Source organism: Gammaproteobacteria bacterium (genome assembly GCA_035546635.1).
Taxonomy (GTDB): Bacteria; Pseudomonadota; Gammaproteobacteria; order JAURND01; family JAURND01; genus DASZWJ01.
Genome location: DASZWJ010000003.1, coordinates 14705 through 35892 on the forward strand (window position 1 = coordinate 14705; position 21188 = coordinate 35892).

The window sequence follows — 21188 nt, forward strand, 5'->3', positions numbered from 1 at the left end:
TGATCTTATGGAAAGCAATTTTATTGTTAAAAAATTCATTTCAGCTATCTTATTACCAATACCGTGGATTCTGTTGTGTCTTATCCTGGGTTTGATTTTATTGTGGTTTACACGTCAACAAGTATGGGGAAAAATTTTTATCACGCTCACGTTGTTTATGTTATTGGTCAGCGTCTTGCCTTTTATCCCTAATTACTTACTTAAAAATTTAGAAAATCGTTACCCGCCCTTTGCCGCCTCGTTATTTCCGCAGGCCACCTATGTGGTAGTCCTCGGCGGCGGCCAAATATTCAATCACGATTTAACAGCTAGTCATCAGTTAACAGACCATTCGTTATCACGGCTAATCGAAGGCATTCGTCTTTATAAATCCATGCCGGGTACGCGATTATTATTGTCAGGGGGAGCCGTTTCAGGTTTGAATGACTCCGAAGCGTTGACCATGCAAAAGGCGGCTTTGTCTTTGGGAGTTCCATTGCAGGATATGGTATTGGAAACGACAGCTAAAGATACCCACGAAGAAGCTGTTAATTTGCAACAACTTCTTGGAAATAAACCTTTTATCCTAGTGACCTCAGCTTTTCATATGCCAAGGGCAATGGCAGTTTTTGAAAATTTACACATGCATCCTATTGCCGCTCCTACTGGTTATCAGGCACTACCGATTTGGAATGGTTTACGACTCAATGAAGTCATCAGTCCTAAGAACACAGTCAATATGGATATAGTTATTCATGAATATATGGGATTAGGATGGGAAAAATTGAAGGCGGCTTTTTCAACACATCATTCTGGAAATTAATGTGATCGATTTTCTTCAAAACTTCTAAAACAGCGTTAACTGATGATAAGCGAAGCCGCTGCATGTAGTAATGGTGTGACAATAATCAATGATAATAATTGCAATCCAATTAAAGCCGCCAACGGTGATAGATCAAAACCCCCTAGCATAGGTAAGACGCGGCGGATAGGATGTAACACGGGTTCGGTCAGCTGCGTCAGTGCAAAAAACACGGGATTGTGATGCACCGGGGTGATCCAACTTAAAATCACGCGAATGATAATGGCATAAAAATAAAACATAATAAATTTATTAATCAGATTAGCGAGTGCAAATAATAATAATCCGGCAATATTGGGAAAGGCTTGTAGTTGCAACACTAACAATAGAGAGACTTTGATTAATTCTAAAACGATAATTAAGAATACAATCGCTAGATCAATATGTTTTATTTCTGGGAAGATTTTTTGCAATGGTTTAATGATGGGCTGGGTAAACCGAATAGCAAACTGTGACAACGGATTGAAATAACCTACATGCATGGTCTGCAATAAAAAACGCAAAATAACAATATAAATATATAAATCAAAGAGCGTCTGAAGTAAAAACAAACCGATGTTAATAAACATATTGAGCCTCTTTATTCTTTCGTCGCCATCTCTTGATAACGTTGTTGCGCTGCTTGTACTGCCTGAAAAACCAGTGTATGAAATTTATTTGATTCTAGCAATACACTGAGTGCACGTTCTGTACCTCCGCCTGGAGAAGTCACTTGCTTGCGCAGCATGTCCAGATCCTGCTGACTCTCCTCTGCCATGCGCGCACTGCCGAGCGCTGTATGGATAGTCAGTGTTTTTGCAATGTTGTCAGGTAAGCCCAATTGTATGGCGGCTTGTTGTAGTGCTTCCATTAGTAAGAAAAAATAAGCAGGTCCCGTGCCAGATAAAGCAGTGATGGTATGCAGGTGTTGCTCATTGTCTAGCCAGATAGTATGCCCTACTGCGTTAAAAATTTCCTCTACCAGCTGTTTTTGTGCCTTGGTTACAAACGCATTAGCATAAAGAGTCGTCACGCCACTACGAATCAGTGCAGGTGTATTGGGCATGGCGATGACAATGCTGGGATTACCTGGTAATTGCTTTCGCAAACGCGCCTCTTCGCTGCCTGCGGCGACTGAAATCAAAAGCGGTTTTTGCTTTTCAATCAATGGGGCTAATTCTGTGAGAACGGTGCTGATTTGTTGGGGTTTGGTGGCGAGGATAAGCACATCACAGTCCATTGCGGCCTCGATATTATCAATGGTAATGTGAATACCCAGTGCTTTTAATTTGTCTAATGAAGATAGTCTGCGACCGCTGGCTCGGATGCTCAAAGGCTCATGGCCGGCAGCAATTAGGCCGCCAATGATAGCACTGCCCATGTTGCCTGCGCCAATGACTGCAATAATCGCTTTTTGCATGCTTAACCTATTATTGGACCTGCTGCTTGAATAGCAGCAGGCACATCCTGAAATTTTCTAAAATTATCAATAAACTGAGACATCAAGGCTTTAGCTTGATGTTCGTAGTCACTTGCATTACGCCAAGTGTTTTTTGGATTGAGAAGCTTGCTTGCTACGCCTGGGACTTCTTTAGGAATAGAAAATCCAAATCCAGGAATTTTTTCTAGCGGTGCGTTAATCAGATGACCGCCGAGAGCCGCAGTAACGACTGCTCGTGTCACCGGAATATCGAAGCGTTGGCCGCCTTGCCCATAAGCGCCTCCCGTCCATCCGGTATTAATCAGATAAATGGGAGCGCGAGTTTCCTGCAAGCGTTTCTGCAGTAATTGTGCATAGACAATAGGTGGGCGCGGAAAAAATGGCGCACCGAAACAAGTGCTGAAAGTAGGTTTTATTCCCGCACTTGAGCCAACTTCCGTACTGCCAACTAAGGCTGTGTATCCACTTAAGAAATAATAAGCGGCTTGCTCCAGATTTAGGATAGATACCGGTGGTAATACGCCATAAAGATCACAGCTGAGAAAGATAACGGATTTGGGGTGATTGGCGCGGTTTTCTTCGACGCGATTGTTAATGTGCTCGCGTGGATAAGCCACGCGGGTATTTTCGGTGAGACTATCATCTTCGTAATGCGGTTCAAGGGTGACGGGATCGATTATGACATTCTCCATGATGGCGCCAAAGCGGATGGCATCCCAGATCAGCGGCTCGCGTTGTTGTGATAAATTGATGCATTTAGCATAGCAGCCGCCTTCAAAATTAAAAATACCGTCAGAACTCCAACCATGTTCATCATCACCAATTAAATAACGTTCAGGATCAGCAGATAACGTAGTTTTTCCAGTGCCGGACAATCCAAAAAACAGCGCTGAATCTCCATCTTTTCCTACATTAGCGGAACAATGCATGGGCAGCGTATCTTTATCTGGCAGAATAAAATTTAAAACCGTGAACATGGCTTTTTTTATCTCTCCGGCATATTGCATGCCGCATACGAGGATGCGTTGCTGGGTAAAATCCATGATGACTGCGCCGTCACTATTTACGCCATCACGTTCTGGGTTAGTAGAAAATCCGGGAGCACTCATAATTGTCCAGGTATTGGGCCTCGTTGTATCTACGCCTTTATCGCGGATAAATAACTGAGTTGCAAACAAACATTGCCAGGCGGTTTCGGAAATCAGGATAATTGGCAGTTCATATTTAGGATCGGCACCGACTTTTAATCGGGAAACAAATAACTCCTTACCAGACAAATAATCAGCAGTTCTGCGCCAAAGCTGGTTAAATTTTTCTAAAGGAAAAGGTTGATTAATGAAATCCCAGTTGACGGTATGTTCTGTCAGCGCATCACGCACGATAAAACGGTCTTTGGGAGAGCGACCCGTGCGCTTGCCGGTATTGACAGCCAAGGCTTGGTTGGCGCATAACACGCCTTCTTTGCGCTTTAATGCAAACTCGATGAGTTTATCAGGGATGATTTGTACGTGTTGGTGAGCAAAAGTGAGTTCCGTCATGTTGCAATCCTTTGTGGTGAATATTAGCCAGTAGTGTCACTATTTTCCCCCTTTTTCAAAGAAAAAGACACGCTAATTATTCGGTAGTTTAGAGGATAAGTTGTGTTTTGCCTATAGCCTGATCCTTTTCCCACAAAGAGAAAGGGGAAAGGTTTTAGAGCTGTGAACTGAGTGACAGTATTTACAAGCTAAGGTAAAATGAAAGTTTGTGTTATAAAAGTGTAAATAAATATTTTACCCCCCTCTTTACTTGAAAGGACAGCAGAAAAATCAAAAATTATGCCAAATTACCAATCTTTACAACATGTATTGTTAATAGCAATGCCGCAGCTCAATGATCCCGTGTTTTCTCAGTCTGTAGTCTATCTTTGGGAGTACAATGAAAAAGGCGCAACGGGAATTATTATCAATAAGCCTATGGATATTCGATTAGGTGAGTTGCTGCAACAGTTGGATATTTCCCCTGCTGATCCTGGTATCAATGAGTATCCTGTGTTGCGAGGTGGTCCAGTGGCCTCAGATCAGGGTTTTATTATTCGTAGACAGCAAAAAGTTGTAGCTGATGAACCTTACCCTCTGACGGAAGTGATCGTTTCATCGGCCAAGCAGGATTTGATCGCTTTGGCCAATGGCGAAGGGTTGGGTGATGCCTTGGTGGCGCTGGGATGTGCCGGTTGGGGCGCAGGTCAGTTAGACCGAGAATTGGTCAATAATGACTGGTTAATTGCGCCATTTAGCGAGACGACTTTATTTGGCGACCAAGATGGTGAAGGTGACGGCTCAGTGACCAAATGGCACACAGCTGCTGCGCGTGCTGGCATTGATTTAAATCGACTATCAACAGATGTAGGCCATGCTTAAACACCAAACGGTTATCGGTTTTGATTTTGGCTTAAAACACATAGGGGTGGCGGTAGGCCAGACCGTTACTGCAACTGCTAATCCTTTGGCTAGTCTTCATGCCCATCAGGGTACACCCAAGTGGGAAAAAGTAACTGAGCTGGTGGCTTATTGGAAACCTGATGCCTTCATTGTGGGTTTGCCTTATGCCTTAGATGGTTCAGAGCATCATATTACCCGCTATGCTAGGCGTTTTGCTCAAGAATTGGAAATGCGCTATCCCTTTCCAGTACATTTAGTGGATGAACGCTTTACCACCCTGGAAGCAAGGCGCGATCTATTTGAGCGGGGTGGGTCACGTGCATTGAGTAAGAGGCATATTGATGGCATGTCTGCCAAAATTATCACTGAGGATGGGTTAAATAGGGTTCTTTCTGCAAGTATTCACCCCCTTTGAAAAAGGGGGGAGACTTCAACCTCTCAAAAATCGAGTCACTATTTTAATATAAGCCTCATGCGCATCAGTAGCCACCGCATGGCTGCAGTTTTTAAATATTTTTAATGTGGCATGGGGAATATGTTTAGCCAGGGTTTTCACCTGGTTTGGACTAATGATCCAATCATCCTCACCACCTAATATCAAGGTAGGGCAAGAAATCTTCCGTAGTTTAGGAATAAAATCAAAGTGGCGTAAAAACCCGGCAAATCCCTGGTTTAATGGGGCAGGAGACCATAGGGTGCTTGGTTTACCAAATTCTGATTTTTTTGATTGTTTTGCTAAATTGGAGTACAGCGGATCCATCAGAGTAAAAAATTTCTTAATATGTGCAGCATCTTTAAACGTGCCATTCCAAAGATGTTCAGTGATAGTGATTTGTGCAGCATTACCCCGTTGCTGCAAGGTTTTTTTTGCTTCTTCTATAAAGCGATAACTGGGAGCCGTGCACACTAAAATCAGTTTACTGACTCTTTTGGGATAGCGTATCGCATAGCCTTGGGCCACCATCCCGCCGTAAGATGTGCCTAAAATACAAATCTGTTGCAATCCCAAGTGTTTGCGCAAGGCTTCTATATCTTCAATATTGTTTTCAAGCGTGTAATCAGCTGCGCGGGTTTTTTTGCTACGACCGCAACCGCGATGATCGATGAATACTAATTGCGCCACTTTCTGCAATTCCAGCGAGTGTTGTTTAAATCGGGTATGGTCTCCGCCAGGTCCGCCATGTAATACAAATACAACGGGTCGTTCAATGAATTTGGCACCTACAGGTGCTAGTTGCATGCCGGCGATATCAAAATAGATTTCTGTGCCACGTAAGGCTGCTTTCATATTTTTTCTCCCATAGGTGGTACTATTTAATCACATAAGGTATATTGAGGCTAAACTGTATTCCACCCTTGCCAGTGAGTCAGCACAGTGAACGCAAGTTACGTCATTTCCAGCCCTTCTCAGATAGAACCACAGCATATCCTTTCCATCAATGATTTTAACCGTTCGCAAATTTATCAATTATTAGAGCAGGCCAAAACCTGGGTCAATTCAACAGATGAACTTATTGCTCCAGCGCCGCTATTAGCCAATAAAACCGTGATTAATCTATTGTTTGAAAACAGCACGCGCACACGCAGCTCTTTTGAATTGGCAGCGAAACGTTTAGGGGCAGTGGTGCTGAATTTTAATGCGGGGATATCTTCGGTGCGTAAAGGTGAAACACTATTTGATACCGTAGATAACTTAGCCGCTATGGGCGCAGACTTATTTGTCATTCGTCACCCAGAAGAACTGGCTCCAGCTAAAGTGGCAGCGCATTTAGGGCAAAAAGCCTGGGTGATTAATGCGGGGGACGGTTGTAACGAACATCCTACGCAAGCTTTGTTGGATATGTTCACTATTTGGCGCTACAAAAATGATTTTACTCGTTTAAGTGTAGCGATAGTGGGGGATATAAAGCATTCCCGGGTTGCGCATTCGGATTTACAGGCTTTGACTACTTTAGGCGTGACGGATATTCGTCTGGTTGGACCTGTAGAATTACTGCCTACCACCCCGCTCGGATCTCATGTATCTTTGCACCAGGATTTGCAAAAAGGCATTAAAGATGCCGATGTAATCATTATGTTGCGTATTCAAAAAGAACGTATGCAAGCCGCAGCATTGCCTTTGGCTACAGATTATTTCGCACAGTATGGGCTGACCACTGACAAGCTGAAATTCTCAAAACCAGATGCAATTGTCATGCATCCGGGACCTATGAATAGGGGCGTGGAAATTGAATCTGCTGTGGCGGATGGAGAACAATCGGTCATTCTGCGACAAGTGACTTTTGGTATTGCGGTACGTATGGGGCTTATGGTCAGGTTACTTACTTAGGATGAGCAGCCAAATTCAACCGCTTAATTGTTTCTACAATAGTCACAGTTGTCGCATCGAGTTCAATATTCACCTTATCGCCAATGCGCTTATTTGCAAAATCTGTCAGTTGCAAGGTATGCGGAATAAGATCAACAGTGATGGTGTCGTGCATTAAGTCAACATCATTCACTGTCAAACTGGAACCATTGATTCCCACAAAACCTTTTTTAAAAAAATACGTCATCATCAATTTGGGGCAGTGTAAAATAAGCTGCAGATTATTTTCATTTATTTCTCGGCGCAGGATTTCTGCTGTCCCATATACATGTCCAGCCATCATATGGCCGCCTATTTCACTGCCAAAAGTAGCACTGCGTTCAATGCTGACTTTTTGACCTTGGCGGATATCAGCCAAAGTGGTCTTACGACAAGTTTCTGCAATTGCGTTGAAGGTAACTTCTTGTCCCTTAATAGCAATTACAGTCTGGCAGACACCGTCGACGGAGACGCTAGCGCCAATCTCTAAACCAGAAAGTAAGGCCTTATTTAATTGCACGCTGTAAGTAATCATCCCGGGTTTTACTTCAACCTGGGTGACAGTAAATAAGCCTTGTGTAATACCAGTAAACATTTATCACTCTATCTTAGCATTTAACTTATCATGTTTACGTTTTTTCATGCGTAACCAGAAGTAGATTCCCAGCAGCAAGACAATCCCCAGGGCAATCAAAATGAGTTGATACCATCTTTGATCTAGGTGATCGATGATAGTCACCCAACGATTGCCTAAAAAATAACCCAAAGACAGAAAGCAGACTACCCAGATGCAGGCGCCGCTATAGGAAAAAAGAGCAAACTTGCTATATTCCAGTTCACTGATGCCGGCTGCATAGCCGGTTAAATGGCGTACACCGGGGATAAAATATCCAATCAACAACGCAAAGCGCCCAATACGTTCAAACCAATCATGTACGCGTTGCATTTTCGCTTCTGTGATGCGTATCCAGTGCCCATATTTTTTAAGAAGATAAGTGCCGGCTGTGCGCCCCAAAACATAACTGACAGTGATCCCAGAACAAGCTCCGGCACAGGCAGCAATCAGTGTTGGAATAGGCTCCAATTTTCCATGCGCGACCAAAAAGCCGGCGAACACCATGAGGGTTTCGTCAGGAATGGGCAGGGCGAATATTCCAACTGCTAGCAATACAAATAATGCAAAACTACCGTATTGAGTAATCCAGACAGTTAGCGCTTGGGGTAAAAACTCTTCCATAGGATGATTTCTGCTTTAGGGTTGCGATTTCTTAAAAAAATATTTTCCTTTTATTTTCAATACATATAAAAACAACTCTGAATAATCTGGGGGTAAACAAGCTTGAATGCTGTGTCTATTCAATAAATTTTCAGACCATGCTCGGATTTTTGGCATGTGGTTAAATAAGGGTTGTGGATCATAGGTGAGAAACTCTCTAAGACGGATAAACAAGGGTGCGATAGCAACATCTACCAAAGACAAAGTCTCGCCATTGAAATAGGGGGTTTTAGTGAGTTCTCCTTCTAGACGACTAAGTTTATCCAATAAAATTTGCCGTTCGGTTTTAAAAGTGGGCTCATCTACTGCGTATATCATGCGTCCTGAGTTCATAATCAGCTCTGAACTAAATTCAATCCAGGCGCGATGGCGCGCACGTAGCAGCGGGTCTTCTGGGTGCATTTGGGGCGCATGGGTTTCATCCAGATATTCATTAATAATTGCAGATTCAAATAATACTTGGTCATTTATACGTAATAAGGGGATTTTACCCAAGGGGGAGATTTGTAGGAACCATTCTGGTTTTTCAAGCAGATTGACGTAGGTGGTGGTAAAGCTTATTCCTTTTTCAAATAGCATAATAGCGGTGCGTTGTGCGAAGGGGCAAGTTTTGGAAGTAATCAGTTCTATTGGAGTTGGCATAAGCTGTTTCTCAAGAAAAAAATGTGGATTAGTATAACTTAAAAAAAGCTGGTTTGCCTTAGTGGGAATGTAGCTTAGGTAGAGCAGATAATATCACCTTTCCCTGCTAAAATAGGGAAAGGTGATAAGGGGGAAAATAAAGGTAAAATTAAAAACTAACGATTTACCCATTAGTAGGAATTAAACGTGCTCGCGGTCCAAAAATCACCAGTACGCGTTGCCCAACGCCAAAATTAGTATCCCTGGCCTGGGTGACTGAGACGATTTTATTATTGTTTAAGCGAATGATATATTCAAATCCAGTTTGTGAATGGATGGATTTGTCAATACCGTAACCTATTGCGCCGCCAACTAATGCGCCACCAATTCCGCCAAGGATATTAGCGGCCGTGCCTCCACCGATGGTGGAACCTGCAGCGGCACCAGCGCCAGCGCCAGCTAATCCGCCTATACCACTCGTATTGTCGATGTTGATCACGCGTTTGCCGATAATGGTTCCGGGTACGGCTTTGCTTGCAGTGCCTACTTCGTTGGCAGAGAGGGTGTTGGAAGATAAATTCGGGCTACAGGCAACCAGTACAGTACATAATAAAGCTATAAACACTAAATAATATTTTTTCATAACCACCTTCAAGTTAAAATGTGATAAAATACAGAGGTTCCGAGCTAAAATCGGATAATAGCTAAAAAAATTGGCTAAAGTCAATACAGTAAAAAGATGTAGGGATTGCGATACGGAAGATAATCAGGAACTCTTTAGCTTAACTTTCAATCCATTTATGAAAACGATATGAGCACACAAACCAAAAAAACCTTAGCAATTATAGGGGGCGCGTTAGGCATTGCATTAATTAGCGCGTTTGCCACAATCTCTGTACAAGCATTGTATAAACAGCACGAAACACCTCCGCCTTCAGCGCCAGTCGCTGTTGCGCCAACCCCACCATCTCCCCCGGTTGCGCAGGTGGTTGCCGTTAATCCGCATTATGTCACTAAAAGTTATCCAGTGCGTAATTGCTATCCTACGCAAAATGTCGTTTATCAAGATTCTAAACAAGGTATCCCTGGTGCGGGCGCGGTGATTGGGGGTGTAGCAGGGGGGCTTGCAGGTTCAGCAATTCATGGTAACGCTAGAAACGTGGCGATAGGAATTGGCGCTGCTGTGGGTGCTTTGAGCGGAAACGCGGTACAGCAAAATATGAATAAACCTGAGCCGGTCGTGCAAAATTCAACTCAATGCACAACGCATACTGCCAGTAAAAAAGTACAACAAGGGTATGAGGTCACCTATCAGTATAATGGCGTGCAAAGCATGGTAGTCATGAGCACGCCTCCGGTGTCAAGTACTATGCCTTTGCCTATTAGTGCTAATGGGTGAGGTTTTGTTGAATAAATAAGGTTACTAATATCAGCCCTCTAACAGCCTTAGCTTTTTTCCTTCTCCCACAAGGGGAGAAGGGAAAATGTCATGACTGTTAGAGATTCGACTCAACAAACCAGCGCCATTTATCCAAACCGCGGGTTATTTCTGTACAAAGATCGGCGGTCACTTTATCTCCGAGTGAATCAGACGCATCAATTAATGCACGGTTACTATCAGCTACAGCCCGCAAGCTGCTGGTCAGGGCGGTCACATGCTCGGCACTTTTATAGATTTCTGTCGAGTAAGGTTTTAGGGAAGAATTTTCTGCTACTACTTGTATAGTTCCCTTGGCAATGCCGCCTAACTGCAATACGCGTTCAGCCAACATATCAGCATATTCTTCCACTGCACCAGCTACTTCATCAAATAGCTGATGTAGTGCAATAAAATTTTCCCCTCTCACATTCCAGTGTGCTTGCTTGACCTGAAGTTTAAGATCCAGGGTATTGGCAAGACTTTGGTTGAGTAAATCAATGAGTTCCTTTGTAGCAGTGTTTGTTGATTTCTTATTAGCTGGCATGACGAGATCTCCAAAGAATAGAATTTGAGCTAAAATATTAGCATAATATCGTTTTCATGAGAATTAATTGGTAGTCAAAAAAATTTTATACGCCTCATGTATTGGTCTCCAATAAAGTTTCAGTTGGCTTCAAATCTAAGACTTTTTTAGTCCAGCGCCAATATAACACCAATGCCCCCGCACCAACTCCCACTGTCCATCCTATCATCACTCCTAGTGCTTGCCAGTGTAAAATGAAGGCAAAAAAGTAGCTCAGAGGTAAAGCAATTAACCACATAGAGGCTAAGCCGATATACATCGGAAAACCTGTATCCAGCAATCCTCGTAAACATCCGGTTAGAATATTTCTAATCCCATCTAAAAGTTGTGATAGGGCAAGCACTGCAAACAGCGATATAGCGATTTTCACTATGGCTGCATTACCGGCTGCATGTACATCTATATAACTGGATGACAAGCATTTAGGTAAGCCTAAAAAGAAAAATGCGACAATGAAACTCATACCGCAAGCAAAAATTAAACCGGCTTTGCCCAGCACGGTAATTTCGCTAAACTGTTTGGCGCCGTATGCTTGGCCGATTAAAATGCCGCAGGCTTGTGAAACAGAGAAAATGGGCACCACAATTAAAAATTGATACTGCATGATAATTTGATATGCAGCGAGGGATTCTGTACCTATCCAGCCGACAAAAGCGGCAAATACTGAAAAAGATATCACTTCCGCACTAATCTGCAGACTGATAGGCCAACCGATTTTAATGAGTTGTTTTAAAGCGTGCCAGTTGGTATGCAACCTTAAGCGAAATAATTCAAATTTTTTGAAATATGCCCCAAAATAAAGACAAGCCGTACTAATAAGCACATAGAAAAATGCCTGCAATACCACCGCGTAACCAAAACCGATCACTCCCAACGCAGGTAAACCTAATTTACCATAGATTAGGATATAAGCGCTGATGACTAGCACAATCACCCCGGCGATATTGGCATACATATCCACTTTTTGCTTGTTTACCCCATAGCATAATTGTTGGTTGGCGATACAAAACAGGATGAGAGGTACTCGCAGAATGCTGGCTTGAAAAAATTGTTCAACGATACGCGATAAATGCGGGTCTTGTCCAAAAAATATCAGCAATGGGTATATATGCCAACACAGTAATACGGAAGGCAAGCTAATTAAAAAAGCGATGAACCAACCTTGCTGCAATAAACTGCCTACAGTTTGATATTGTTTTTCCCCGTAGGCATGTCCTATCAAAATACTCAAGGCAAAAAGTAAAGAAATCACCGTTGCCAAGACGGAAATACTGATAGAGAAGATCAAAGCGCTAGCCGCCAGAACTTCGCGACCTAGATGAGCAAGCATGCTCATACATAAAAAACTGCTACCCATAGTAATTAATTGAGTAATAGCCATAGGCAGAGCAAGGCGAAATAATTTTTTAGCAGGCCTGTCAAGAACAGGGTTATTTATTACATCGGTCATGATCGTTTCTCAAAAAGGAATATAAAGCCAAAAAAAGATGGCTTTAAGCTTTGATAATCAAATGCGGGTTTAAAAAAAATTTGGAAGTAATATACAGCGAACCTGAAATGGAATTCAGGGTTATCAACTTGGTAAGAAATAATAGACTATGAATTGATAGGTAAACGCCAAGCATAAACTTCCAAATAAACTAAACTAAGTTAGTTAACCAGTGGAAATTTAGTGACTCGCATTGGCTGATACCTCAAGAAATGAATAGTGATGGTGAATGCTAACTGCTTGAGCCTATAATGTCAATGCGGTTAATTGGCGCTAAGCTGATTGGCAGTAAGCAAAGTTGCTTCATTAAAATAGTAACCGATTAACAATGAGGTTTTGGATGTTATTAACTCCTTCTTGGAAACCCGCCAAAGGGATTTCACGCGTTATATTATTGCACATGTGGGCAGAACAACTGCTAGAAGAAATGGAGAGGGGAGTGGGAGATGAAACTCGGCCTGGCATTATTCTGGCTGGGCTTGGCAAGCCTACCTTCCCGATTAATGAGGCTGTAGCCCAATCTGCACTGTCTTACTGGGGTAAGCTCGCCTATAAGGCTAGGGAAGCCAAGATGGTGCTGGATGGTAGCCATACGCTTTCCAAAAGCGTGCGTAACAAAATTGCCACGATGTCAGCTGCCGTTGACTATGGTCACCCGATGGGAGACCTTGATGCACGCGCCAAACTTGCAGCAGCGCTCACCCGCTGGTATATGAACAAAGTGGTGATAAAACCTAAGAATATATTATTTACCATCGGCGGTATTGGCGGAATGTATAATATTTTCCAAGTACTTAACCGACGCTATCCTCGCGGAAAAATTGTCACAGCTTTTCCACATTATCCGCCTTATGAAGGTGCGCATGGAGAAAATAATCTTTTTCCCATACCGGTTATGTCGCAAAAAGGTTATCGTTTGACAGCGGATATTCTCTCAGTCAGTTTGCGAAAAGCACAGTATGAGGCGATGCGGGAAGGAACACAGATCAGCGCGTTTTTATTGTGTGACCCGAATAACCCATTAGGCACCGCGCTGACTGAAACTGAACTTTTGAAAATAGCCAAAGTGCTCAAGGAATATCCTGATATCTATATCATTCTCGATGAAGCTTACGCAGAATTACGCTTTACCGGTCACAAACATACCTCTTTGTTGAGCGTCGCTCCTGATTTGAAGGACAGAATCCTTTTGATGCGATCTGCTACTAAAGCTTTATCTGCCGCAGGTGAAAGGATGGCAGTGACGGTTGTGTTTGATGAAGCTTTTATGATTGAGCTGATTGAAGAGAATATACTGACCTCGGTACATTCTCCTCGCTCTTTACAATTTGCTTTTGCAGAAGCAATGAATGATTTAAGTGAGCAAGAGCTTGCTAGGCTAAAAAACTACTATCATCCGCAAGTCAAATACGTGCTGACACGTTTAGCGAGGATGGGTGCGGCCATGCCTGACCCTGATTATCATGTCGATGGAACTTTTTATGTGTTGGCAAACTTAAGTGAGTTGTTTGGGGTTGAGTTGCCGCCTGAAACCCAAAGGGCATTGCATAAAACAGGAAAGATTACCACCGACGAGGATATTGCGTATTATTTATTATTTCAAGATGGGTTGATGATTACACCATTGTCTTATTTTGGTGTGTCGCCGCAGGATGGATTTATGCGCATTACTTGTAGCGGTGGAGATGATGAGCTGGAAGAATTGATGAATCGGTTGGAGAAGAGGTTGGCTATGGTGAGGGGGATTCGGTGAAAGGGTATTTCACTCACCCCCTTTACTATTCACCCCCTTTGAAAAAGGGGGTCGCAAGGCCTTAGGCCTGCGGGGGGATTTAGAGAGGAATTGAGTACTATATAAACTAGGTTAGGCACCCAAAACTCTCTAAATCCCCCCGCAGCCTTTGCGGCTGCGACCCCCTTTTTCAAAGGGGGTGAATGGTAAGGGCGAATGATTATTCCGATTCTAAACAGGGGGCTTTAAGACTTTTCATGACCAAACGTTTTTGTGGCTTATCCCAGCGCCAATAGCAATCTGCTTGCAAATGCACCCCTCCTAGCCAACGATTGATGCCGTTGATTGTGACCCAATCTGCTTGGCCGGTCAAAACCTGCTTCCCTAATTCGGTCAATTCTGCCGTGATTTTGGTTGGTTGAGCGGGTGATTCTTTAACTACCAGCAAAGGGTGAGTGATAATACTCAACCTTTTGACCACATTGAAAAAACAGCTATCGCTGAGTCCCATAAAGTATTGTCCCTCATTCTCTGGTAACTGCTGAAAAATTTCATACAAGTTACTTTTGCCTTGATCCAACGCTTGCAGGATATAGTGTTCAGTCCAATTCAAACCATTGTATAAAGAAGGGTATTCATCCAAAAAGCGCTGCATAGCATTCCTTAAGAAAGGTAATGCTGATAGGTCATTGCCCATCAATGTAAAAAGGTTGGCGGGATTGGATTCGCGAAATGCCTGCCAGAATGTTTTACCTAATATCAGGGTGATTTCGGGGATTGGCTGGCGTTTTGTAAACAATTCGGCCATTTGCTTGACGTTTAATTGGCCAAAACCAAAAAACGGTGTTATTTGCGGATGTTCACCAATGCAAACCAGGGTTAACTGCGTCTGAGTCAGGTTATGTTCCGAAAACCAAGCCAAAAGTTGCAATAATTGCAACTGGTCATATAAATCGTGTTCAAACCACAGTATCACTTCGGAATAAGTGTTGTACTTCTCTAGTTGCGAATTGCGTCTTAAAAAGTTACTCAAAATGGACTGATAATCGCCATAGCCCGCATTACTCAAGTATTCAGCGCGGACTCTATTTAATTCTTCTAAAGAGAGATGCCCGGGTACAGGACCTTCATGCAATATGTCCTGCCAGGCAATCACATCACCACCAGAGGGTAATTGTTTCAATAAATTAGCGCTGAAGTCGCCATTGGTGATATGTAATAAACGTTGTTGACTAGCAGTCATTTGTGGATCTCTGGTTTAGATTGGGTAAACAATTAGCGATAATTTTTAAAATGCATGGTTTTTCGCGGTGGGAATATTTTTCGGGAAATAGCATCGGCTACAGGTAAAATAGTGCGGTTAATCAAAGGCTTGAGGGGAGAAATTATTAAAACAACTATAGTTGCTACCACTAGGCCTCCCAGAACATCTAATGGAAAGTGTACGCCTAAAAATACCCGCGCCCAGCCGACTGCTAAGGCGATCAGTAGCATAATACTGCCTGGACCACGTAATCCTGACTGCAGTAATAAACTGAAGCCAATAGCCCATATGAAGGTCACATGATTACTGGGGAAAGCGCTATCAGGCGCATGGGTTAAGTAAGTGTGGCCTATAGGCACCATAAAAGGCCGAGGTTGGAACCAAAGTAAACCAATAAAATAGTTGACGATTAAAGACAGAACAGCGGCGATAACGGCAAATAGTAGGGTGCCACGGTATTTGGGTGCAGCAAAAAACCACAATACCACCAGCCATAATGGTATTAAATAAACCAGATATTTGGCAACGATAATAGATAAAGTCAGCGCAAAACCCTGTAAGCCATTGCCAGCATTGATAAAATTAAATAATTGATAATTTAGATGTTGTAGAGTTTCCATGCCTATTCCATAACAGTAGTTTTATTCTTCACAAGAATAGCCGAGCAAGGTTAAACCTTCTGATAAAAAGTCAGCAATATTAGGATTTGAAAGTAAATGTTTTGCTAAATTGGGACTCCAATTGTTTCTGGCTTCACTCAGTGCGGCATCCCATTCCTCCAAACTATAATCACCACGGCCAAGGTACATAATAGCTAATAAACTAACTTGTTGATCTGGTTCAAGATTATTAATTGTGTCAAGGATTTCAATCGAAGTGAGATCACTACCATGAGCAGCCAGAACCTGTAATGGGTCATTTTCTATGGCAGCTTCTGAACTGTCCTCAGGTATAACCACACCTTCTTGGGCGTGGAATTCATGGGCTTTGGTGATTAACTGACAAACTATATCCGGGTTAATGCTGAGTTCGATTTCTTTATCTGAGGGATTGGATAGCAATTTGAGACCTCCTATGAAATGCTCCATGCCAAACAATCATTGTAGCTTAGGGGAAAGCCTAATAGCAATTTTTTCCCCTTTAGAAAAGAGTTAGGGGGGTTAAAGAAGTTTGCTTAGCTGAAGAGCCCTTAAAATCCTCCATAATTCCCCTTTTCTAGACCCTCATTCAAACAAAAAACTAAAAAATACCGCTTGACAAACGCATAATTTGATTTTACCAAATCGCCAAACCCAGTCCCCATGTGCCTTCGCCCGCAACCTTAAAATAGTCTTAAAAGAAGTGAAAACTATATAATTTTCCTTGATTTTTATGGCCAATATCTGTAGAATTCTTGGAATGAAAACGTACATAAACTTTAGATTTGTAATTAGCCTCGTCGTGTGCAGTAGTTTAGTAAGTGGTAGCAGTATTGCCCGCGCGTCGAACTCTCAAACCCCAGAAGCCCGTGTCGTAAGTCAGGCTGCTAGCTCGAATTCCATGTGGGCCAGCATGAGTAATGATTTTGCAATGGATCATGCGCTCGAACGTCCTGAAGTGCAGGCGCAAATCGCAGTTCTGCAGAAGAATCAGGCGGCTTTATACCGTACCTTAAATGCTGCGGCTCCTTATATTTCCTATGTTTTTCAGCAGACCCATAAAGCTGGGCTGCCAGGTGAATTGGCTTTATTGCCTATTGTTGAAAGCCAATACGATCCGATGGCTAAATCCCAAGTGGGTGCTAGTGGTGTATGGCAAATCATGGCAAAAACTGCTCCGGATTTAGGTTTAAAAAATAACCAAGCTTATGATGGCCGGCGTGATATTGTTGCCTCCACAGATGCGGCCTTGGGATATTTGAAACAGCTGAAGAATATGCTGAGCAATGATTGGCATTTAGCGTTGGCGGCCTATAATTTTGGGCCGGGTAATGTGCGCAAAGCTGCGAAAAAGAAAACCCAACCAGGACAAAAACCAGATTATTGGAATTTGCCCTTACCTAAAGAAACCAAAGATTACGTACCCAAATTGATGGCTTTGGCTGCGATTATAAAAAATCCAGCGAAGTACAATGTGCATTTGCCAGTGATATCAACTGGCCCGCAGCTGGCGACAGTGCAAGTTGCAGCTAATCAGGATTTAAAAGTGATAGCAAAAGCTAATGGGATCACGATAGATCAAATGCGCAAATTGAACCCAGGTTATCATAAATTAGCGACCACCTCAGGTGCGCCGAATAGAATATTATTGCCGGTAGATAAGACTAACACGCCACAAACGGATGAGCCGGTTTTCGCTGCCAATACAGCGACAACACCCGCTGATACTACAGCAGTGGTGGCTTTAAATCAGCCGGTATTGGATAAACTGGCTGGAAAGGCGAGTTCTCCCGCTAAAGTGCTGATGGAAACCATTCTCAAACAAGGAAAATGGTTAATGCTGGGATTTGCTGATATGCCAAGTATCATGGGGCTTAAGGCTGAACCGGCGGTGGATGTTTAATTTAAGATGATGCATTGTAATCCCCTTCTTTGAAGAGAAGGGGATTCAAGCAGAACTTTCATTAAAATGATGGTCTAATTTCTTTAGTAATTGTTGTCTAAATTTCCTGGTCTTTGCATCACGCTCTTCCAATACTGCATTTAAATTCTCAAGAAATATAGCATTCTCAACAATTTCCTTCTCTTTAATAAGGTGATTACAAAGAAGCCATTTGGTTATATCAATCCATTTCCAAAATGGTGATTTATTTGAAAGTTTCATGATAGGTTTTGGAAAAGGTAGTATATTGTTTCTTCTAATCCCTTTAATCCATGAGGAAACAGCTTGGCGTTTAATGCCAAGGCGCATTGCAACCTCTGATTCTGTTACTAAATCTTCGGGCGCAATAGTTGCAACAATAGCTCCAATAGATGCGGACTCTACATCTTTGATGGCGGACATGACGGCTTCTTCAAGGGAACTGGATTCTCGATCAAAATCTAGAAATACTGTTCCATTCCTAAAGTTAATTAATGCATCGTCACAGCCAGCTTCAAACAAACTATCCTCTAGATTTTCTGTATTTTCGTCAACATTCTTCAAGACTAGTGTGAATTGATAAGTTTTTTTCATTGGAAATCCCTCCTTTTTTATGTGGACAGGAATTAACTTTTCTAAAAATTTGTTTTGCATGTGCATAAGTGTTTCTGGGTGTAGAATAAATTGACATCCCACATCCGTCCCTTTCAGTTAAGGGGCATAGTAATCTTCCCCATGCGTGAGCTGAATTACCTGTTGCTTTATAGCACCATCCATTTTTTCTGCGTATTGGATAGCTGCTTCAATTTCTTTGCTGGGGTGGGTTTTTCGGTTCATTTAGTGCTCCTAGAAAGGTGGACAAGTATATCCTCCCCTTCCATGGGAGATTCCGATGACTAGTTTTTTTCATCCTAAGTCTTCTGTTTACTTTTGTCAACATCAACATAGAAACTTGCTAGTTTACCTTTTTAGTTTTTGCAGTTAGTCTCATAACGTAAAACAGATAAAAAAATTTAGGTGATAAAGTTCATGCAGCTTTTCAAATTCCAAGAAATAAGAATAACAATAGCCCTGACTATTCCGTTGCTTGCTTCTTTTCTCGCTCAAAAAGGGATGCAGCTGATTGATACCATTATGATGGGATGGATAGGTCCTGAAGCATTAGCTGCAGCCGCCTTGGGTACAGGTATTTTTATGACATCGGTGATGTTTTGTCGCGGAGTTTTAAGTGCGACTGGCGTTTTTATCGCCAGGGCGCGTGGTGCTGAACAGACTGATGATGTCAAATCATGTTTGCAACAAAGTGTATATGTGGCACTCATGCTCTCATTGCCGTGTATGTTATTGATTTGGGCGGCCCCTTATATTTTAACATTATTGGGTCAACAGGTAATTATTGTCGCTAATGCGAAGGCACTCCTGTATGGATTGATATGGGGAGTGCCTGGCTTTTTATTGTTTTTCGTCTACCGAGAATTCATCAGCGCATTTTCATTGATGCGTGTGGTTATGTTTGTTACTTTGATCTCAATACCACTGACTTTCGTGGCAAATTATGTATTAATCTACGGTAAGTTAGGTTTGCCGGCATTAGGCGTTGCAGGAATTGGTTATGCAAGTGCACTAGTCATGTGGTTTATGTTTTTATGCTTGTGGGTTTACAGCAAGAAACATCCGCATTTAAAGCCGCATTTGATTAGAAAAAAATGGGTATTGGAATCGAAGATGATTACTGAGATTCTGTCAGTTGGCGTTCCGACGGGTATTATTTCAGTATTGGATAATCTGATGTTCCTGATGGCGGTAATACTAGTAGGCTATTTTGGTGTAGTGGCGCTGGCGGCATTTCAAATTGCCATGCAGTGTATAACCATTGCTTTTAATGTACCGATGGCATTTGCCATTACGACTTCTTTACAAGTAGGACATGCTTTAGGAGCAGGTGATTTTAATAAAGCCCGGCGTATTGCTTGGCTCGGCTTGATGCTGGGATTATTAGCTTCTATGCTGACGGTTATGCCATTTTTATTTGTACCTGAAGTATTGGCAAAGTTGTTTCTTAAAATCAATGAAGCGAATTATCAGCAGATAATTAATGCGGCTACAACTTTTTTATTGATAGCTGCTTTATTTCAATGTTTCGATGCAGTGCAAGCAGTTACTAACGGCATCTTAAGAGGTTTCAAGGATACACTGATACCTATGCTGTATAGTATTGCTTGCTATTTAGTGATAGGGATTGGTGGTGGTTATTATTTAGCATTTCATACGCATTTGGGCGCGATAGGGGTTTGGTATGCGTTGACTTTAGCTATTATCAGTGCGGCATGTCTTTTAATATGGCGTTTTTTACAGCGTTTACGACGAAAGGAAAAAGGGAATTTGCAATGAAATTACTCACATTTTTTATATTAGCCGCCAAGCGGTTAATAAAAGAAGATTATGCTTTTCGGGCATCGGCGTTAGCTTATAGTACTCTATTAACTTTGGTACCACTGTTATCAGTGGCATTATTTTTGCTTACCTTATTTCCGATTTTTAATAAAATCCGTGACCTAACTGGAGCTTATCTCGCAGAAAATTTCCTGCCAGCTTCAAGTGGTGCTATTCAAAATTATTTGCATAATTTTATTATGCAGGCTGTGAATTTGCCTTTGACCAGTATTATGTTTTTAGCCGTTTTTGTGATTTTGTTAGTTATTACCATTGATGGTGTGATGAATGATATCTGGGAGACGGAGCGGCATAAAAAAAAGCTGATTGCTTTTGTATTGCGTTGGCTAGTGATAACCGTAACACCGTTTATTATTGGTATAAGCGTATTTTTAAGCTCGTACCTGTTCTCAGCAAATTGGTTTTTAGAGATAACCAATCGACTAGGAATAAAAATCCCACAGCTGTTTATTGTGTCCTTAACAATTGACACGGTAGTTTTTGGTATCTTTTATATTATTGTACCAAAGCATAGGATTTTGTGGCGTGATGGTTTTGCCGGTGGCTTTTTAACGGCGGTGCTATTTGGATGCGCTAAAGGTGCATTTGGATTCTACATAGAACACTTTTCAAATTATAGTGTGATTTATGGTGCTATCGCGATTGTGCCGATTTTCTTGATTTGGCTATATATCTATTGGTTGATTATTCTATATGGCGCGTTATTTGTTTATGAAAGATATAAATGGCGATTAAATAACTTATAAACTTTTTTTAAGAATC

The 21188-nt window shown here is 42.1% G+C and carries 24 protein-coding genes; 9 read left to right on the plus strand and 15 right to left on the minus strand.

All coding sequences use genetic code 11. From position 1 onward, the window contains the following. Nucleotides 1–7: 7 nt before the first annotated feature. Nucleotides 8–802, plus strand: a complete 795-nt coding sequence (gene elyC / locus VHE99_00155) for an envelope biogenesis factor ElyC (protein ID HVV67442.1) — start codon at nt 8–10, stop codon at nt 800–802. Nucleotides 803–837: 35 nt separating this feature from the next. On the opposite strand, the gene VHE99_00160 is transcribed toward elyC, so the two are convergent. Genes VHE99_00160 through pckA form a run of 3 tightly spaced genes read right to left on the minus strand, consistent with a single transcriptional unit; the run spans nt 838 to nt 3799 of the window. Continuing rightward, nucleotides 838–1410: a YggT family protein gene (locus tag VHE99_00160; GenBank protein HVV67443.1), complete on the minus strand. Its 573-nt coding sequence runs from the start codon at nt 1408–1410 to the stop codon at nt 838–840. A gap of 11 nt (nt 1411–1421) precedes the next feature. Beyond that, entirely contained in the window at nt 1422–2240 is an 819-nt protein-coding gene (gene proC, locus VHE99_00165) for a pyrroline-5-carboxylate reductase (GenBank protein HVV67444.1), read from the minus strand. A 2-nt stretch (nt 2241–2242) separates the two neighbouring features. Continuing rightward, nucleotides 2243–3799, minus strand: coding sequence for a phosphoenolpyruvate carboxykinase (ATP) (gene pckA / locus VHE99_00170; GenBank protein ID HVV67445.1), 1557 nt, complete (start codon nt 3797–3799; stop codon nt 2243–2245). A 279-nt stretch (nt 3800–4078) separates the two neighbouring features. Between pckA and VHE99_00175 the strand changes: the two genes are divergently transcribed. Next, entirely contained in the window at nt 4079–4660 is a 582-nt protein-coding gene (locus VHE99_00175; protein HVV67446.1) for a YqgE/AlgH family protein, read from the plus strand. Next, nucleotides 4653–5096 carry a Holliday junction resolvase RuvX gene (gene ruvX, locus VHE99_00180; protein ID HVV67447.1) on the plus strand — a complete coding sequence of 148 codons (444 nt, stop codon included), beginning with the start codon at nt 4653–4655 and terminating at the stop codon, nt 5094–5096. Before VHE99_00175 ends, ruvX begins: the two co-directional genes overlap by 8 nt. A 15-nt stretch (nt 5097–5111) precedes the next feature. On the opposite strand, the gene VHE99_00185 is transcribed toward ruvX, so the two are convergent. Further along, nucleotides 5112–5969, minus strand: a complete 858-nt coding sequence (locus VHE99_00185) for an alpha/beta fold hydrolase (GenBank protein HVV67448.1) — start codon at nt 5967–5969, stop codon at nt 5112–5114. Between the two features lie 87 nt (nt 5970–6056). Here VHE99_00185 and VHE99_00190 point away from each other — a divergent pair, with 87 nt between their 5' ends. After that, nucleotides 6057–7010: an aspartate carbamoyltransferase catalytic subunit gene (locus VHE99_00190; protein ID HVV67449.1), complete on the plus strand. Its 954-nt coding sequence runs from the start codon at nt 6057–6059 to the stop codon at nt 7008–7010. Here VHE99_00190 and VHE99_00195 read toward each other — a convergent pair. The 4 genes from VHE99_00195 to VHE99_00210 form a co-directional block, all read right to left on the minus strand. Further along, nucleotides 7003–7623, minus strand: coding sequence for a riboflavin synthase subunit alpha (locus VHE99_00195; protein ID HVV67450.1), 621 nt, complete (start codon nt 7621–7623; stop codon nt 7003–7005). The two genes, VHE99_00190 and VHE99_00195, sit on opposite strands and share 8 nt — an antisense overlap. Nucleotides 7624–7626: 3 nt before the next feature. Beyond that, nucleotides 7627–8265: a DedA family protein gene (locus tag VHE99_00200; GenBank protein ID HVV67451.1), complete on the minus strand. Its 639-nt coding sequence runs from the start codon at nt 8263–8265 to the stop codon at nt 7627–7629. A gap of 15 nt (nt 8266–8280) precedes the next feature. Beyond that, a complete protein-coding gene (locus VHE99_00205) occupies nt 8281–8946 on the minus strand; it encodes a glutathione S-transferase family protein (protein ID HVV67452.1) in 666 nt (221 codons plus the stop codon). Nucleotides 8947–9109: 163 nt separating this feature from the next. After that, a complete protein-coding gene (locus VHE99_00210; protein ID HVV67453.1) occupies nt 9110–9568 on the minus strand; it encodes a hypothetical protein in 459 nt (152 codons plus the stop codon). 168 nt (nt 9569–9736) lie between these two features. Between VHE99_00210 and VHE99_00215 the strand changes: the two genes are divergently transcribed. Next, entirely contained in the window at nt 9737–10324 is a 588-nt protein-coding gene (locus tag VHE99_00215) for a glycine zipper 2TM domain-containing protein (protein ID HVV67454.1), read from the plus strand. Between the two features lie 97 nt (nt 10325–10421). On the opposite strand, the gene dps is transcribed toward VHE99_00215, so the two are convergent. Both dps and VHE99_00225 read right to left on the minus strand, forming a co-directional pair. After that, nucleotides 10422–10889: a DNA starvation/stationary phase protection protein Dps gene (dps, locus tag VHE99_00220; protein ID HVV67455.1), complete on the minus strand. Its 468-nt coding sequence runs from the start codon at nt 10887–10889 to the stop codon at nt 10422–10424. Between the two features lie 94 nt (nt 10890–10983). Then, nucleotides 10984–12378, minus strand: coding sequence for an MATE family efflux transporter (locus VHE99_00225; protein ID HVV67456.1), 1395 nt, complete (start codon nt 12376–12378; stop codon nt 10984–10986). A 379-nt stretch (nt 12379–12757) separates the two neighbouring features. Between VHE99_00225 and VHE99_00230 the strand changes: the two genes are divergently transcribed. After that, entirely contained in the window at nt 12758–14170 is a 1413-nt protein-coding gene (locus VHE99_00230; protein HVV67457.1) for an aminotransferase class I/II-fold pyridoxal phosphate-dependent enzyme, read from the plus strand. 199 nt (nt 14171–14369) lie between these two features. On the opposite strand, the gene VHE99_00235 is transcribed toward VHE99_00230, so the two are convergent. The 3 genes from VHE99_00235 to VHE99_00245 are packed head-to-tail and all read right to left on the minus strand — an operon-like array spanning nt 14370 to nt 16474. Next, on the minus strand, nt 14370–15392 hold the full coding sequence (locus tag VHE99_00235) for a DUF1835 domain-containing protein (GenBank protein HVV67458.1): 1023 nt from the start codon (nt 15390–15392) through the stop codon (nt 14370–14372). Nucleotides 15393–15424: 32 nt separating this feature from the next. After that, complete coding sequence (locus VHE99_00240) at nt 15425–16033, minus strand: undecaprenyl-diphosphatase (GenBank protein ID HVV67459.1); 609 nt, start codon at nt 16031–16033, stop codon at nt 15425–15427. A gap of 21 nt (nt 16034–16054) precedes the next feature. Then, nucleotides 16055–16474 carry a DUF3775 domain-containing protein gene (locus VHE99_00245; protein HVV67460.1) on the minus strand — a complete coding sequence of 140 codons (420 nt, stop codon included), beginning with the start codon at nt 16472–16474 and terminating at the stop codon, nt 16055–16057. A 337-nt stretch (nt 16475–16811) separates the two neighbouring features. Here VHE99_00245 and VHE99_00250 point away from each other — a divergent pair, with 337 nt between their 5' ends. Next, entirely contained in the window at nt 16812–17954 is a 1143-nt protein-coding gene (locus VHE99_00250; protein ID HVV67461.1) for a transglycosylase SLT domain-containing protein, read from the plus strand. Nucleotides 17955–17999: 45 nt separating this feature from the next. Here VHE99_00250 and VHE99_00255 read toward each other — a convergent pair whose 3' ends face one another. After that, nucleotides 18000–18566: a hypothetical protein gene (locus tag VHE99_00255; GenBank protein HVV67462.1), complete on the minus strand. Its 567-nt coding sequence runs from the start codon at nt 18564–18566 to the stop codon at nt 18000–18002. 117 nt (nt 18567–18683) lie between these two features. Further along, the gene (locus VHE99_00260; protein HVV67463.1) at nt 18684–18809 is read right to left on the minus strand and encodes a hypothetical protein; all 126 of its coding nucleotides are present in this window, start codon (nt 18807–18809) and stop codon (nt 18684–18686) included. A 192-nt stretch (nt 18810–19001) separates the two neighbouring features. On the opposite strand from VHE99_00260, the gene VHE99_00265 reads away from it, so the two are divergent. Beyond that, a complete protein-coding gene (locus VHE99_00265) occupies nt 19002–20363 on the plus strand; it encodes an MATE family efflux transporter (protein HVV67464.1) in 1362 nt (453 codons plus the stop codon). Then, a complete protein-coding gene (locus VHE99_00270; GenBank protein HVV67465.1) occupies nt 20360–21172 on the plus strand; it encodes a YihY family inner membrane protein in 813 nt (270 codons plus the stop codon). Before VHE99_00265 ends, VHE99_00270 begins: the two co-directional genes overlap by 4 nt. Nucleotides 21173–21188: the final 16 nt, after the last annotated feature.

What these genes read in the sequence shown, in the direction of transcription:
- elyC (HVV67442.1), top strand. Translation starts at nt 8, where the DNA reads ATGGAAAGCAATTTTATTGTTAAAAAATTCATTTCAGCTATCTTATTA.
- VHE99_00160 (HVV67443.1), bottom strand. Translation starts at nt 1,410, where the DNA reads ATGTTTATTAACATCGGTTTGTTTTTACTTCAGACGCTCTTTGATTTA.
- proC (HVV67444.1), bottom strand. Translation starts at nt 2,240, where the DNA reads ATGCAAAAAGCGATTATTGCAGTCATTGGCGCAGGCAACATGGGCAGT.
- pckA (HVV67445.1), bottom strand. Translation starts at nt 3,799, where the DNA reads ATGACGGAACTCACTTTTGCTCACCAACACGTACAAATCATCCCTGAT.
- VHE99_00175 (HVV67446.1), top strand. Translation starts at nt 4,079, where the DNA reads ATGCCAAATTACCAATCTTTACAACATGTATTGTTAATAGCAATGCCG.
- ruvX (HVV67447.1), top strand. Translation starts at nt 4,653, where the DNA reads ATGCTTAAACACCAAACGGTTATCGGTTTTGATTTTGGCTTAAAACAC.
- VHE99_00185 (HVV67448.1), bottom strand. Translation starts at nt 5,969, where the DNA reads ATGAAAGCAGCCTTACGTGGCACAGAAATCTATTTTGATATCGCCGGC.
- VHE99_00195 (HVV67450.1), bottom strand. Translation starts at nt 7,623, where the DNA reads ATGTTTACTGGTATTACACAAGGCTTATTTACTGTCACCCAGGTTGAA.
- VHE99_00200 (HVV67451.1), bottom strand. Translation starts at nt 8,265, where the DNA reads ATGGAAGAGTTTTTACCCCAAGCGCTAACTGTCTGGATTACTCAATAC.
- VHE99_00205 (HVV67452.1), bottom strand. Translation starts at nt 8,946, where the DNA reads ATGCCAACTCCAATAGAACTGATTACTTCCAAAACTTGCCCCTTCGCA.
- VHE99_00210 (HVV67453.1), bottom strand. Translation starts at nt 9,568, where the DNA reads ATGAAAAAATATTATTTAGTGTTTATAGCTTTATTATGTACTGTACTG.
- VHE99_00215 (HVV67454.1), top strand. Translation starts at nt 9,737, where the DNA reads ATGAGCACACAAACCAAAAAAACCTTAGCAATTATAGGGGGCGCGTTA.
- dps (HVV67455.1), bottom strand. Translation starts at nt 10,889, where the DNA reads ATGCCAGCTAATAAGAAATCAACAAACACTGCTACAAAGGAACTCATT.
- VHE99_00225 (HVV67456.1), bottom strand. Translation starts at nt 12,378, where the DNA reads ATGACCGATGTAATAAATAACCCTGTTCTTGACAGGCCTGCTAAAAAA.
- VHE99_00230 (HVV67457.1), top strand. Translation starts at nt 12,758, where the DNA reads ATGTTATTAACTCCTTCTTGGAAACCCGCCAAAGGGATTTCACGCGTT.
- VHE99_00235 (HVV67458.1), bottom strand. Translation starts at nt 15,392, where the DNA reads ATGACTGCTAGTCAACAACGTTTATTACATATCACCAATGGCGACTTC.
- VHE99_00240 (HVV67459.1), bottom strand. Translation starts at nt 16,033, where the DNA reads ATGGAAACTCTACAACATCTAAATTATCAATTATTTAATTTTATCAAT.
- VHE99_00250 (HVV67461.1), top strand. Translation starts at nt 16,812, where the DNA reads ATGAAAACGTACATAAACTTTAGATTTGTAATTAGCCTCGTCGTGTGC.
- VHE99_00255 (HVV67462.1), bottom strand. Translation starts at nt 18,566, where the DNA reads ATGAAAAAAACTTATCAATTCACACTAGTCTTGAAGAATGTTGACGAA.
- VHE99_00260 (HVV67463.1), bottom strand. Translation starts at nt 18,809, where the DNA reads ATGAACCGAAAAACCCACCCCAGCAAAGAAATTGAAGCAGCTATCCAA.
- VHE99_00265 (HVV67464.1), top strand. Translation starts at nt 19,002, where the DNA reads ATGCAGCTTTTCAAATTCCAAGAAATAAGAATAACAATAGCCCTGACT.
- VHE99_00270 (HVV67465.1), top strand. Translation starts at nt 20,360, where the DNA reads ATGAAATTACTCACATTTTTTATATTAGCCGCCAAGCGGTTAATAAAA.